This window comes from Pedobacter sp. KH_004 (assembly GCF_057840755.1).
In genome coordinates this window covers 1,077,084-1,091,255 of record NZ_CM174519.1, presented here as the reverse complement: position 1 = coordinate 1,091,255, position 14,172 = coordinate 1,077,084, and the positions used below count along the sequence as shown (strand labels likewise).

At 38.2% G+C, this 14,172-nt stretch carries 9 protein-coding genes; all 9 read right to left on the bottom strand.

The genetic code is table 11. The features are described 5' to 3' along the window. Positions 1-427: 427 nt before the first annotated feature. Genes AC3ITD_RS04825 through AC3ITD_RS04785 form a run of 9 tightly spaced genes read right to left on the bottom strand, consistent with a single transcriptional unit; the run spans position 428 to position 14,160 of the window. A complete protein-coding gene (locus AC3ITD_RS04825) occupies positions 428-1,828 on the bottom strand; it encodes a sialate O-acetylesterase (RefSeq protein ID WP_489364483.1) in 1,401 nt (466 codons plus the stop codon). Further along, complete coding sequence (locus AC3ITD_RS04820; protein WP_489364481.1) at positions 1,828-3,057, bottom strand: MFS transporter; 1,230 nt, start codon at positions 3,055-3,057, stop codon at positions 1,828-1,830. Before AC3ITD_RS04820 ends, AC3ITD_RS04825 begins: the two co-directional genes overlap by 1 nt. 37 nt (positions 3,058-3,094) lie before the next feature. After that, positions 3,095-4,192 carry a Kelch repeat-containing protein gene (locus tag AC3ITD_RS04815; protein WP_489364479.1) on the bottom strand — a complete coding sequence of 366 codons (1,098 nt, stop codon included), beginning with the start codon at positions 4,190-4,192 and terminating at the stop codon, positions 3,095-3,097. Continuing rightward, positions 4,192-5,691, bottom strand: coding sequence for a LamG domain-containing protein (locus AC3ITD_RS04810; protein WP_489364477.1), 1,500 nt, complete (start codon positions 5,689-5,691; stop codon positions 4,192-4,194). The genes AC3ITD_RS04815 and AC3ITD_RS04810 overlap by 1 nt, the downstream gene beginning before the upstream one ends. A 4-nt stretch (positions 5,692-5,695) precedes the next feature. Then, on the bottom strand, positions 5,696-6,622 hold the full coding sequence (locus tag AC3ITD_RS04805; RefSeq protein WP_489364475.1) for a dihydrodipicolinate synthase family protein: 927 nt from the start codon (positions 6,620-6,622) through the stop codon (positions 5,696-5,698). Positions 6,623-6,640: 18 nt separating this feature from the next. Next, positions 6,641-8,278 carry an exo-alpha-sialidase gene (locus AC3ITD_RS04800; protein WP_489364473.1) on the bottom strand — a complete coding sequence of 546 codons (1,638 nt, stop codon included), beginning with the start codon at positions 8,276-8,278 and terminating at the stop codon, positions 6,641-6,643. Between the two features lies 1 nt (position 8,279). After that, complete coding sequence (locus AC3ITD_RS04795; RefSeq protein WP_489364471.1) at positions 8,280-9,464, bottom strand: sialidase family protein; 1,185 nt, start codon at positions 9,462-9,464, stop codon at positions 8,280-8,282. Next, positions 9,454-10,896 (bottom strand): RagB/SusD family nutrient uptake outer membrane protein, encoded by a 1,443-nt coding sequence (locus AC3ITD_RS04790; RefSeq protein WP_489364468.1) that lies wholly within the window; start codon positions 10,894-10,896, stop codon positions 9,454-9,456. The genes AC3ITD_RS04795 and AC3ITD_RS04790 overlap by 11 nt, the downstream gene beginning before the upstream one ends. 24 nt (positions 10,897-10,920) lie before the next feature. Beyond that, complete coding sequence (locus tag AC3ITD_RS04785; protein WP_489364466.1) at positions 10,921-14,160, bottom strand: SusC/RagA family TonB-linked outer membrane protein; 3,240 nt, start codon at positions 14,158-14,160, stop codon at positions 10,921-10,923. Positions 14,161-14,172 lie beyond the last annotated feature (12 nt).

Here is a 14,172-nt window from a genome sequence, read left to right as displayed (position 1 = left end):
GACGGATTAACGGCTTAAACATGAGTTGATAAAGCTATAAAAGAAACAATCGAAAAAGTATTTTACCAAAGAAGGATTTCACGATATTTAATTAATTTAGATTCAATATTGACACATTTAACTACAAACTGATGTTGAGCCCAAATTTGAAATAATCCTCGTTTAAAAATTATTTATTTTTAAATTCGAATCATACTCGCAGCCATAATCCATTCGCCATCAAAAACCCACTTCGATTGTGATCAGATATGGCTTTGTACCTTATCAGAGTTTTCAATCAGTGGCAATAAAAACGTAAATGGAAACTTTATAAAAAAGCGAGCGTATGGCAACATTCCATCAGCAAGCCAACAGCTATAGCGAGTGAAAAGTGAATTTGAAAATTAATATTTGATGACTAGGCATCACTATGATTGAAGCTATTTATTTATTTTTCCCAATTATCTGTACGAAAAGGACCAGCTGGCAATCCTTCTACATTGTAAAGATTTCCGCTTAGGTTATCTCTAAAACAATACCTTACCGCAATAGGCTGTTTCACCTGATCATTGCTAACGACTACAGTTTTACCAACTATGGCTGCATCTGCAGCAACAAAAATTTTATCTGCACCAGCAATTTCAAATCCTGTTAATTTTTGATCATAAGCTGTAAGGCCAAGTGGAATGTGATCAAAACTAAGAATTGCCTTATCAGCAGTTATTTTTAGCGAATTATAAACCGGGCCCATATAAGCAATACCTTCTTTGTTATAGGTTTTCGCCAATGCCCAATAAGCTAATCTTTTAGCAATAATGGTTTTATTTGGTGGATGAATGGTCTTTTGACTGCCAGCATCTACGCTTACCACCATACCAGAATTACCAATTAAAGACATTGCCCTGGTCTGTGCTTCGTAAAATAACGGAATATTATCCTTATAATCTTTATATACATTGGGAGCAATTTGAACATAATAAAATGGCCAATTACCGACATTCCAAAGGCTACGCCATTCCTTTACCATTGCCGCCATTTTACGGTCGTAGGTTAAAGGGTTTACCCTGTTATTTTCTCCCTGATACCAAATTACACCTTTAATTGTAAAACCAATGATAGGATTTATCATTGCATTAAAAAGTACAGCCGGATCATTTTTTATCATCTTGGCACTATCTGGCGGATTTTTAAAATCATCAAATGCAGCTAAGCTTTTTTTAGTCATCCATGCTTCAATATCAGTACCTCCATAAGCCGTTTGAATAATGCCAACTGGAACTTTTAGCGCCTGCTGTAAAAGCCTGGCATATTGATAACCTACTGCACTAAATTCTTTAACTGATTTGGCATCAGCATGTTCCCATTTAGTTTGAATAGAAGTTAATGGAACTCTGCTCATATTTTTCTCTATTCTAAAAAGCCTAACTCCAGGATCTTCAGCGGCCAGCAAAATATCATTGGCATTTAAAATTGGCTGGTTACCAAATCCTTTAACCGGCATTTCCATGTTAGATTGACCAGAACACACCCAAACTTCACCAATCAGCACGTCAGTTAAGATAATCTTTTGGCCATCATTAAGGGTAATATTAAATGGACCTCCAGCTTGGGGAGTAGTAATTGAAGTTTTCCAACTGCCGTCTGCTTTTACATTAACCGTATATGTTTTTTTATTCCACGATGTGGTTATTGATAACGATGCGTTTGGTTTTGCGTTGCCCCAAAAACTCACTGCTTCTTTTTGCTGTAGAACCATACCGTTGCCAAATATGGCTGGCAAAACTACTTCGGCTTTTGCCAAACGCATAAAACAAACAAAAAGAAGTGTAATGATTAAAGACCTTTTCATCAACTGGTTTTTTTAATTTTTATCGCAAACAAACTCCATGTTGCGATTAACATGATGACCGCAGCAACTTGGTAAATTACCGAAAGATCAATCTGTGCATCTTTTAAAGCACCACCCACATATACCATAGAACCGCCTACAATGGTGCTTAAAAAATTTAGTAAGCCATAACCTGTTGCAATAAAACGACCATCAGCCACTTGTCTTAAAATTGGCATTAGGTTAGCATCATTAAATCCTCTAGCCAATCCAAATATCAGCATGGCTACAATTGCAATGGCAAACACATTGGTAGAGGCCATTAAAAACAAAAACGGAGCACCTAAGGTGAAACCAATAATCAGCATGTATAATCTACCTTTTTCATTTTTACGTGTCCACCGATCTGCCAATATCCCTCCTGCTACCACGCCTATAAACGAACCTATTTGAATATAACCTGTCGCAGAAAATCCGGCAGCGCCAAGGTCTAATTTAAAATGATCTTTCAAAAACGTAGGTAACCAACCATTGACTAACCAGTTCACCATACCCAATACTGCAAAATAAAACAACAAAATATAAAATGACCGCTCACTAAAAAGCACCTTTAAAGCACTAATAGGCGTAATCTTTTCAGCAATTGGCAATTCTTCTGTTTTAGCGAATGGCTCTTTTTGATCTTTTAAAACATATAATAAAATGAAAGAGTAAATTATACCAAATGCACCAAATGCATGGAAACCGAAACGCCAACCCCAAATAGTAGCAATGTAACCACCTAAACCACCAAGTGCTAGACCAGCATATAATCCACTCATGTGTAAGCCAGTTGCTAAAGATCGGGTTCGTCCTTTGTGGTAATCGGTAATTAATGCCAAAGCTGCCGGAATGTAACACGCTTCGCTTATTCCCATTAAAAACCTTGTCAGTAACATTTCATAAAATGAAGAGGCATAACCTGTCCACAAGGTAACTAACGACCATACAAAAACACTAAAGACAATTACCTTTTTACGGCTATATTTATCAGCAATAAACCCTCCAAACGGACTGAATATTCCATAAGACCACAGGAACACTGCTGTAAGTAAACCAAACTGTGCATCTGTAAGTGAGAAATCTGCAACAATTGGATCTCTCATTGAAGTAATTTGGATACGATCAAGATAATTGAGGAAGGCTACTATCCATAACAGACCTACAATTAGCCATGCATAACTAGAAACTTTATTTGTTGAATTATTCATGAATTTGATGGATAGTTATTATTTAACTTTAAACTATTTATTGAGGCATTGCCACTAATACATTTGGTGTTCTTGTAGCCGGTCTCACTTCTCCCCCTGGTACAATAACCTTACCATGCCAAACCGTTAAGGTAGTAGTTACTGATGCCCATAAACTTCCATTTGGATTTTTAGCAGCATCTTCTTTGATATCAGTTTTGATTTCCCCTATTTTATTCCAACTATTTGTTTTAGGATTATAGCTTAAAACTTCTGTTGAAAAGCCAGGGTGTTTCCCTTTTAACTCCGCCGCTTTTGAAGCCAATTCACCATTATCTCCTCCAAAAATGAGAAGTTGCTTTTTATTCGAAAAGGCTGGCGTTGGTGCAGCGGCTACAGAACTCGGTAAATCTGCTAGTTTTTCCCATCCTTTATTAGCAGTGTAGCGGTAAGCGTCGTTCAAATACTTTCGCTCGCCGTTAATTAAAGTTACCCCACTAAAAAGATAGATAGCATTCGCAATAGAACCGGCAACACTTAACATTCTTGGCTCACCTGGCCAACTTGGTAAAAGCTTCCAAACTTTTTTATCTGCGGCAAGATCGAGTGCCCAAAAGTTGTTGCCTGCAATTTTGGCATCTGGTGTTTTTATACCACCCATTACATAAATTACGTTTCCAGCTAAAACACCGCAGGTATTGGCAATGGGTTCTGGTAAATTTGGTAAATGATCAAATCTGATTTGACCATGTTCATAGTGAAGCTGAAAAACATCCTGGTGATGTCCTTCTTGGTTACTTCCACCTATAATTATTAAAGTATTTTTATAGTTTACCGATACACCATAACCCATTTTTTTTGGGAGTTTGGAAAGCGATTTCCAGCTACCATCAGGTTTTTCCAATACAAAAATTTCATCTGTCCATGCCTTTTTTGATCCTGACCATGGGGCGCCACCATCTGGAAAATTAGCCCCTCCAGCTACAATTAATGCATCTCCCGCTACACCTGCAAATGAGCCTGCAAAACCTATTTTATTAGGGATGGCTGGTAATTGCTGCCAATCAAATTTCTGAACAGACTGCGCCTGCACCACACTTTCATTTAAAGTTGTAAGCATCATAAAGAAGACAAATAAATATTTAAGGTTAATCATTATAAATTTTTAAGTGCAGTAACTTCGGCCTGAGTAAGGGCTTTTTTGTAGATAATTAGATCGTCGATTAAGCCATTATATTGATTGCTGTAACCAGCTGTCCCTTCTTGCATGCCAACTTTAAACGTTCCGTTGTTAGATGTAGTTTTTACAGCAGTAGCAGTTGCTTCTCTTATTTTAACCCCATCTATATAAAAAGTTGTTGTAACACCTTGTCGAACCGTTACAAAGTGATGCCAAACCCCATCATTTGTGGTAGAAACAGCGCCATTTGATGCGGTGGTTAAGTTTATGGTAGAACCTCCAGCAGCATCTTCAGTAGAAAATGATGTTAAGTTGGTAGCGGTTCCCAAAATACGTACCCAGGTTTGGTTATCTCCACTCCCTTTTGCACCACTTTCCTGCCAAATCATTCCTCGTTGCTGAGTTGAGGTTTTCATCCATACTGATACCGAATAATCGCCAGTTCCAAAGTTCATTGCCTCATTATCAGGCGCGATAAAACCACCAGTAGTATTAAAAACTCCAGTTCTACCAGCAGCTGCATTTCTATCGGCATCAAAAGTTATGGTACCAATCGAGGTAGACACCAATTTTGATGGTCCAGCATCATTAATACTTCCATTGAGTGGATAAAATGCCGTTAGTGAGCCTCCAGGAACAACCAATACATAAGCTGTTTTCTCTATAGTTGATGTTTTTGCTGTGTTAGAGGCAACCAGTTTTACTTTATAACGACCAGCATTTGGGTAAGTAACCGTAGGATTTTGACTAGTTGAACTGGTAACCGAAGCACCTTCAAATGTCCATGCCCAAGAAGCGGCAGTTCCAATAGATTTATCGTTAAATTTAATGCTTCCTCCTGTATAGGTAGCAGTTTGGTCACTATCAAAATTTGCTTCAACAGAGGTGATATCTATAACCGTAAGCAAATTAGGCTTTGAAACGGTTTGCGATCCCTTTGGATTGGTAGCCGTTAACGTTACTGTGTAAATCCCTGGAACAGGAAAAGTCATCGCAGGATTTTGTTCTGTTGAGGTGAGTACTGTCGCACCAGATTTAAATTCCCATACCCATTTCGTTGGCATACCTAAACTTTTATCAGTAAAAATTACGCTTTCATTCTGCTTTACTGAAGTTGCACCAACCCTAAAATCGGCTGTAATGTCTCTATAGCCTACTGTGATATAACCAACCTTCTCCTCAACCGCAGTATTTTCACTATTTTTAATTGTTAAACTTACTGCATACGTACCCGGCTGATTGTAAGTTACCGTAGGACCCGAAAGTTCGGAAGTTGCCGGAGTACCCCCTTCAAATTCCCAGCTCCATGAAGATGCTTGCCCTTCAGAAATATCTGTAAAAACAATAGTTTCTCCAGCCAAAATCTGTGTAGAAACCACACTGAAATTTGGCGTTAACTCCATCGAAAGTTTATCTTTTTTGCAGCCCAAAGCAAACATAATTAGGCCGATTAATGGTAAAAATTTAAGTTTCATACGATTAGTATTTTAATGTGGATGCATCCTTAACTACATTGAAAAAATCGATTTCTTCTAAAGATTTTTTGAAATTACCTTCATCTTCTCCACTTAAAGCCACCAGCGGCAATCTACAGTTACCTAATTCGAAACCGTCCATTTTCATGATGGCTCTTTGTGCCGGAATTGGCGGATATTTCACCAGACAACGTACCATGTTTACCGAGTTAAGCTGCATCGCTGCCGCTTCATCTGCTCTCCCTTGCTCATAAAGCTCCATCACCTTTAAATAGAGCGGTGCTGCAAAAGTATAAGTACTGCCTATTGCACCTTTTGCGCCAACAGCTAAAGCTGGAAGCAACATTTCATCAAAGCCAAAAAGTATATCATACTTTCCATTTTTATAGGCCAAACAAGCCTGATATTCATGTAAGGTTGAAGCTGTATATTTAATACCAGCAAGGTTAGGTATAGCTTTTTCTGCTTGTTCTAAAAAATCTACCATGTCCATTGCAACACCCGTTAAAGTAGGGATGTTATAATAGTAAAATGGGGTCTTTGGCGCTGCTGATGCTATTTCGGCAATACAAGCCACCAAGTTTTTAACAGAATTTGGTTTAAAGTAAAAAGCCGCGACAGACGATATGGCATCTGCGCCAATTTGTTCGGCATGGGCCGCTAACTTTCTGCATTCTGTGATAGAGCTATGACCAACATGTACCAAAACCAAAATACGCTTATTTGCAGCTTTAACATAAGCTTCAGCAATTTGCATTCTCTCCTCTATTGTCAGATTTGGTCCCTCGCCATTGGTTCCACAGATGAAAACGCCAGTTAATCCATCTTCGATCATTTTATCAACTATTGCTGGAATAATCAATAAATTAACACTTCCATCTATATTGTAAGCTGCAAAAGTTGCAGCGATTAGTCCTTTTATCTTCTTCATTTTTTTGATCTAAATCTATTATAGCAAATCTTTTAATTTAACTGTTTGAAAGACAAGATCTGCCTGACTGCTTTCATACAATACGCCAATTGTTTGTTCATCCACACTAGTGATACAAGAATATCCTCTACCCTTCCATTCATCAAAAAGCACTTTTCTTTCCCATGATTTGCCATCATCATTACTCATTTTGAGTGTGATGTAATTTCGGGCCACTTTCGAATCTGGATTGCAGAATAGAAGTGTTGATTTTTTAGTTTTACCAACTGTATAATCATGGCGTAAAATACTTGCCATGCAGGTTGGCTCTTGCAAAGCTTTGTGCGAAGTAGGATGTATTGTCCAGCTTTTACCCAAATCTTTTGTTACCGCTATTGCCCTGCCGTTATTATCACTTGTATCTGTGCGATTTGAGTTTGCCCTCATGTTTAACATCACCGAACCATCTACTAATTCTACCGCCATATTTTCTGTTGTAGATTCTTCAGTAGCTGCACTGCTGGTTTGCCAGGTTACACCATGATCTTTACTGTAGGTTATATTTGAAAATGGCTTACCCGTAGCATCTCTTCCCTGCGTAGGAAATAGCAACGTACCATCTTTTAAAGTTATCCCGGCACCTGGTGCAGGTGCCCAAAGCCACCATTCTTCCTTTTTGCACATTTTTGTAATGTTTAAAGGCTTGCTCCATGTTTTTCCGTTGTCAGTACTTTTGGTAATCATAAATTGTGAGGTCTGTTTCACATCAAAACCTGGTTGCGATCCCCTATCTCGCCATTGATGGTTCCAATCTGTACTTTGCTCATTTAATCCTTCCACCCATTTACCATCTTTGTTGATGACGCCATACATCCAAAGTCCGGCGACGAAAATGTCGCCAGTATTTTTATCTACCAGAATACAAGCATCAGAAACACCATTAAATTTTTCTGGAAGCCCACCCCATGCACCCATATCTAAAACAACTTGCATTGGGAGCCAAGTTTTACCTTTGTCGACACTTCTAGATAAACCGATATCAATATCACCTTGCAAATCGCCACCTTTTGTTCTTCGAGCGTCGTAAACGGCTAACAAGCTGCCATCTTTTGCTGTTGCGATACCCGGAATGCGATGAGTGTGAACATTTTCTTGATTGTGCTGACGCAAAGCCACCGCAACATATTGGCTAATGCTTTTATTAGATGGAGTAACCTTTATTTTTTTACCATCTAAAACAACTGAACAGATTGTTAAATTGATTTGATGTTGAAGATCTGTATTGTTTTTTAGCTTTAAAGTAAGCCAGAAAAAATGCTGCCCAGATTTTAAAACTTTATTTAACTTGAGCGTAAGCACTTTTGAGCTATTCCCATTAACTGTAGCAATAGGTGATAATTTGTCCAGCTTGGCTGAAGTAATAAAAGTAGTATCCTGATCCAATGCAAAAAGCTGGACCTGATCTATATCTCCACCATGGGTAGGCACGTTAATTTCGAGTCCATTTAGTGTTTTATCCTTAGAGATATTAACGGCTAAACGTAATACCGGACTAAACTCTTTTCCAATTAAAAGAGGTAACTGATATTTCTGTTGCGTAATCTTTTCTTGAGCATCTACTGATGTAAAAGCTAGCATCAAGCAGAATAATAGCGATATCTTAAGTTGATTGATCATATTATTTGATTTCTGATACATTTACATTTCTAAAGGCAATTCCATCTGAGAACCTAGCTGTTCCTGCCTCATACAATATTCCAACTTCATTGTTTTCGATCATCACAAGATCTGAATAAGCCGACATCCCCGTAAATACAGAATAAGCTTTGGGCCAGGAAACACCATTATCTGTACTCATCTTAATGGTCATATTTGTTCTGGTAATGCTTGATGGATTGGAAAACAGAAGCGTATGTTGCGCACCAACTGTGGTAGAAATTATGCTACCCTGGCAAACTGGATCTACCAGTCCGAGGGCATCAACAGGTACCGACCACGTTATTCCTCCATCAGTACTTATACTTTTCATTCTTAAATTATCATTACCTGACACCCTCATATTAAGCATCAAACTTCCATCTGCAAGTTCGGCTACTGTGCTTTCGTTAGGATTTACAGCAATTAGTGGTGTTACGCCACCAAGCTTCCAAGTTTCGCCATTATTATCTGAGTAGATTACATGTGAATAGCCTTTTCTACCAGCACCTTTTTCTATGTTATCACAAGGAATTACAAGCCTGCCTTTAAAAGTACCCTTGCTAATTTGAATTCCATGACAAGGCCCAGTTGCATACCAACCCCATGCGGCCAGTTTAACATCAGTAGTAATTTCTTGTGGCGAAGCCCAACTTACACCATCATCAACCGATGAGGTTTTGTAAACCCTTCTAGTATCTTTACTGGTTCCATTATTTATGGTAGAAATATCATCAGTCCCTAAATTCCAGGTCATTAGTAAATGTATCTTCCCTGTTGCTTCATCTACTACAGGAGCTGGATTCCCACAAGTATTTTCTCCATCAGTCCATACAACACTTAATGCGCTCCAAGTTTTACCTTTATCAGTAGAGCGCTTTACCACCATATCAATATCGCCTTCATCACCGCAATTGTTTTTGCGGGCTTCAGCAAATGCTAATAAAGTACCTTGTTTAGTTTTGATGATTGCTGGAATTCTAAAACAGAAATAACCTCCTTCGTTTGATTTGTAGATATGGTTATAGCTGGTATTGCCTGTAGTTGGCGCAGGCGCTGGTTTAGGTTCCGCAATTGGCCCTGTTTCTTTACCACAGCTTTCCAGAATAGCTATCGCAGCAAACAAGCAGATGATCAACCGATATTTATATTTTTGTTTAGTTAGCATAACCTTCTGTTTGTTTTAAGTTCGGGTTTAAAAATATTTGTGTATTTGGGATTGGAGAAAACAATGGAATAGATTTACCCAAAAGATTTGGCACTTCATTGTATACATCAATTGTACCACCGAAATGGAACCTCACCAAATCTGGCCATCTTTTAAGTTCCATCCAAAATTCCCTTCCACGTTCGTTCAGCAATTCTTTTTCGAATGACAACTTATCCATCGCACCTGTATAAACTCCTATTCCTGATCTTAAACGCACCTTATCTAACTCTGTTTTAGCCTCTGGAATTCTATTTAATGCCGCTAAAGCTTCTGCCTTAAATAAGATCATTTCTGCTGCTCTGTATAGTACAATCTCATTTTCATAATAACGGTCATCTGGATAAACTGTACCTCTAAACTTATTATCGAAAACGCCAATTACATTATTTGCCGCATCAACCGCTGTAATAAAAGAATTTGCCTTTCTAACATCGTTTGCCGCAAAAAGACTTTGAATTTTCATACTTGGTGCATATACGCTACGAGCTCCATTTTTTGAAAAAGGCAATTGGGCAACGTTTGTAGCTGCTGCAACAAAAATATCTCGAGGTTTTAATCTGCTTCCATATTGGTCAGATTTTTCATCACGTAAGAAATAGAATGAAAATATGATTTCTGCATTTTTTCTCTTCTCAGTTGCATGAATTTCACTAAAATTACCTAACAAAGAAACGCCCGAAGCCAATGCTAAATCAGCTGCTGTAATGGCTGCCTCGAGGTCGCTTGTGGTACCCGCCAACACTTTATTTTTCCATAGTAAAGCATCTGCCTTTAGCGCATAAACTGCAGGTTTAGAAACCCTATTTTTATTCACAAATCCTTTTTCTGGAAAATTCTTTAGTGCCTCTTCGATATCAGAAAGAATTAACGTCATCACTTCGCTTGCAGGTGCACGAGCCGGCAAATCTCTTTCTGCACTTTCTGTTGGCTGCAATACAATTGGAACATTACCCCAAGTTCTAATTAAAGAGAAATAGGTATGGGCCCTGATAAAATAAGCTTGTGCAAGCGCTCTATTGATATTAGCAGCGGTACCTGTAGTAATAGTAGGTGCATATTTGATCACCAGATTACAATGATGGATTAGGTTATAAAAGTTGATCCAATTTGGTGCATTTAGTGGCGTTAAATTTTGCGCCCAAGCTGTAGTTGTTGCGCCTTCTAAGCCTAAAACAAATACATCACTTCGGTCTTCAAAGTATAGGGTTGTATTCATTAAGTTCCTAAAATCAGCGTTGATACCTGTCATGTATCCAGTTACGTCTCCCTCAGCTTTCCAATAAGATTCATTGGTTATGCTCGATACAGGTGGCGCATCTAGTATTTTTTTACAACTTGCAAAAGTTACTAAACAGCAAATAGCGGTGTATATATATAATTGCTTTCTCATTCTATATTTCTTTAACATCATGATTTAAAATGTAACTGTTGCACCAAAATTGTATTGTCTTGGTCGTGGATATGAACCCTGATCGTTACCTGTAAATATTTCTGGCATTAAACCATCGTATTTGGTGATGTAACCGATATTGTAAACTCCCGCGAATAGATTTATGCCAGCAATATGTGCTTTTCTTAAAAAATTTGCTTGCAACCTGTAGCTTAATGAAACTTCTCTAAAGGCAAGGAAATCTCCTTTAGAATGGTAAGCTGAGTTTGCAGTAATATAGCCTGATGAAGATGCCAATCCATTGCCACTCCTTAAATGGTTTCTGTAGTTATAATCGGCATCACTCTGTACAGTATATTTGGGTATGCTTGCATTGTCTCCTTGGTTTTTCCATATTTTATCACTCATCACATCACTCAAAGTCATGTTGTTATTCCTGGCACTACCAAGCGATCTTCCTCTAAAAGAGTTATCAATTACATGGCCGACTGCAAAATCGGCTACCACACGCATCGAAAGTCCTTTATAAGTAAAAGTATTTACAATGCCACCCGTTCTATCTGGTCTGATGTAACCCATAAAAACCATATCCCTGCTGTCTATAATTCCATTTCCATCAACATCTTCCCAAATAGCATCGCCCCCTTTTTTAACGCGGTTATTTGTTTCGCTATCCTTAGGTGCTTTAGCTGCATCGGCATCAGTTGCGTAAACACCAATCATATGGTATGCCCATCTACCACCATATCTTTCTCCTTCCGCAGTTCCTCCCACTTTAACATAGTCGTTTAAATTTTTGTCGAATACGATATTACCGCCAATTCTATTTTTTAGTTCTCCATTATTTGGTAGGTCGATAATTATCGATTTATTAAAGGATAGGGTTAAGTTTACATCCCAAGAAAAGTTTTTGGTTTTTATGGCTTTTCCGGCAATTTCGAAATCAAAACCGGCAGATTGGATGGTGCCAAAATTACTTTTGATTGAAGGAAAACCAGATGTCGCATCCAAAGGTTTATCAAAAAGCCTATCGCTTGTTCTTTTGTTGTAATAATCAACCAATACTGTTACTCTATCTTTAAATAAACCAATATCTGCACCAACATCAAATGATGTTGTAGTTTCCCAAATCAAGTCTTTGTTGGCTAACTTTGTATTTAAAATACCCACTTCTCCTAAATAAGTATTTCCGATACTATATTGGCCTTGCGTGTCGAAAATGGATAGTTCATTTTGTCCGGCCTGGCCCCAGCTTGTACGTAATTTAAAAGTTGAAACATATTTTTTTATGGCATCAAAAAACTTTTCACTATGCACGTTCCATCCGGCAGATACACCTGGGAATATGCCCCATTTATTAGATTCTGCAAATTTAGATGAACCATCGCCCCTTAAACTTGCTGAGAATAAATATTTGCGGTCATAATCATAATTTACACGACCGAAATAACTCATTATAATATCAGAGCTAATCTCCGAACTACTTCTTTGTGTTAACAGCGCTGTTGCATTCACTGTTCTGATGTTATCTGTTGGCGCACCATAACCCGATGCATTTACACCATAATTATAATTGTTGATGTAACTGGTACCTAGCACAGAACTAGTGTGGTGTTTCGATCCAAAATCCTTTACATAATTGAATACTCCGTCAACCTGTGCCTGTCTGATAAATGTATGCTCAGCTGCAGCATTCCTATTGATATTTACTTCATTATATGCTTCGAAAGAATTGGTTAAACCTTCTGTAGTAAACCAATACACTGCAGGTTTAAAGCTTAGACCGGGTAAAATATCCCAGGTAGCACCTAAATTAAAAGTAGAACGATACACTTTATTGTCGCTATACTGATCACGATAGTAAATTTCATGCTGTCTATTTCTAAATGAGGCAACACCTTCTCCGGGTGCAGGCAAACCATTTTCGTAAACATCACGATAGGTGAAGGGCATTGTTACCGATCTTGAGAGCACATTTTGAATGTTGCCAATGCCATTACTTTGACGGAGCAGGTAGTTTATATTTGTATTTAATGCCCATTTATCGCTTAGTTTATAAGTAGCATTAATCAAGAAATTATAGTTTTTATAATCTGTTCCAGAAACGATACCAGTTTGATTGAGGTGGCCTAAACTTACGTAATAGGTAGATTTTTCTGTACCGCCGCTTACGTTGAAATCATATTCATTTCGTCTGGCGTTTTGAAAAGTCTCATTTTGGTAGTTGGTTTCCTTGAAGATTAATTTCTTGCCTGTAACTGGATCTGTCATTGTAGTCCAGCCTTGGTTATCAATTAAATTACTGACATAATCTTTACCATAATTTGTAATGTAGGTATCTAAAAACTCTAAGGTATTTTTACTATTTCTAGGATTTCCTGTCGACATGCCATAGGTACCGTTAGCCAGGAATTGATTTGGATTGCTTGTATTGAATTTTTGTGTATTTAACCTGCTCACATATATATAATCGGCAGCGCTCGTAAAATCATACTCGCTACCTTGCTGCTCAACACCACTGGTATATCTAAAATTGATGCTTGGTTTGGTGTTGAGCTTTCCTGATTTGGTTTTGATGATAATTACACCATTTGCAGCTCTGGCTCCATAAATTGCAGTAGAAGCTGCATCTTTTAACACTTGCATGGACTCGATATCGTCTGCATTAATATCACTGATGTTTCTCATGCTCCCTACAATACCATCCACAATAAACAAGGGAGAATCGCCTTCTGGCGATGTAGATGCACCACCTCTAATAAATATCTGTGGATTTGCACCTGGTTGTCCACTTGAAACTTGCAACGAAAGGCCGGCAACTTTTCCTTGCAACTGATTTAAAGGATTAGCAGCGGGTGCATTTTCAAATTCTTTTGCGCTTACTCTAGTGATTGAATTGGTAACCGTAGCTCTAGATTGTTCTCCATATCCAACAACCACAACCTCGTTAAGGCTGTTCTCATTTTCGTCTAAAGTGACGTCGAGCACCGTCTGCCCATTAATAAACACTTCTTTGCTTTGACTACCAACATAAGAAAATGCGAGTGTGCCTTTGCCCTCTGGCACATTGATAGAGAATTTGCCATCCAAGTCAGTCGTTACAACCACATTTGTTCCTTTTAGTTTAACACTTACCCCTGGCAGAGTTTCCTTTTGCATGCCCGATCTTACCACCCCAGAAACTAAAACAGATTTTTGCGCCCAGGTTTCAAGTGCAAAAAGACATAATATGGCCAGCAGCCAAATCGTAATTTTTTTGTTCATAACAGTTTTTGT

Bases quoted from the DNA above. Each gene is read 5' to 3' on its own strand.
- AC3ITD_RS04825 (WP_489364483.1), bottom strand. From the start codon at position 1,828: ATGAAAAGGTCTTTAATCATTACACTTCTTTTTGTTTGTTTTATGCGT.
- AC3ITD_RS04820 (WP_489364481.1), bottom strand. From the start codon at position 3,057: ATGAATAATTCAACAAATAAAGTTTCTAGTTATGCATGGCTAATTGTA.
- AC3ITD_RS04815 (WP_489364479.1), bottom strand. From the start codon at position 4,192: ATGATTAACCTTAAATATTTATTTGTCTTCTTTATGATGCTTACAACT.
- AC3ITD_RS04810 (WP_489364477.1), bottom strand. From the start codon at position 5,691: ATGAAACTTAAATTTTTACCATTAATCGGCCTAATTATGTTTGCTTTG.
- AC3ITD_RS04805 (WP_489364475.1), bottom strand. From the start codon at position 6,622: ATGAAGAAGATAAAAGGACTAATCGCTGCAACTTTTGCAGCTTACAAT.
- AC3ITD_RS04800 (WP_489364473.1), bottom strand. From the start codon at position 8,278: ATGATCAATCAACTTAAGATATCGCTATTATTCTGCTTGATGCTAGCT.
- AC3ITD_RS04795 (WP_489364471.1), bottom strand. From the start codon at position 9,464: ATGCTAACTAAACAAAAATATAAATATCGGTTGATCATCTGCTTGTTT.
- AC3ITD_RS04790 (WP_489364468.1), bottom strand. From the start codon at position 10,896: ATGAGAAAGCAATTATATATATACACCGCTATTTGCTGTTTAGTAACT.
- AC3ITD_RS04785 (WP_489364466.1), bottom strand. From the start codon at position 14,160: ATGAACAAAAAAATTACGATTTGGCTGCTGGCCATATTATGTCTTTTT.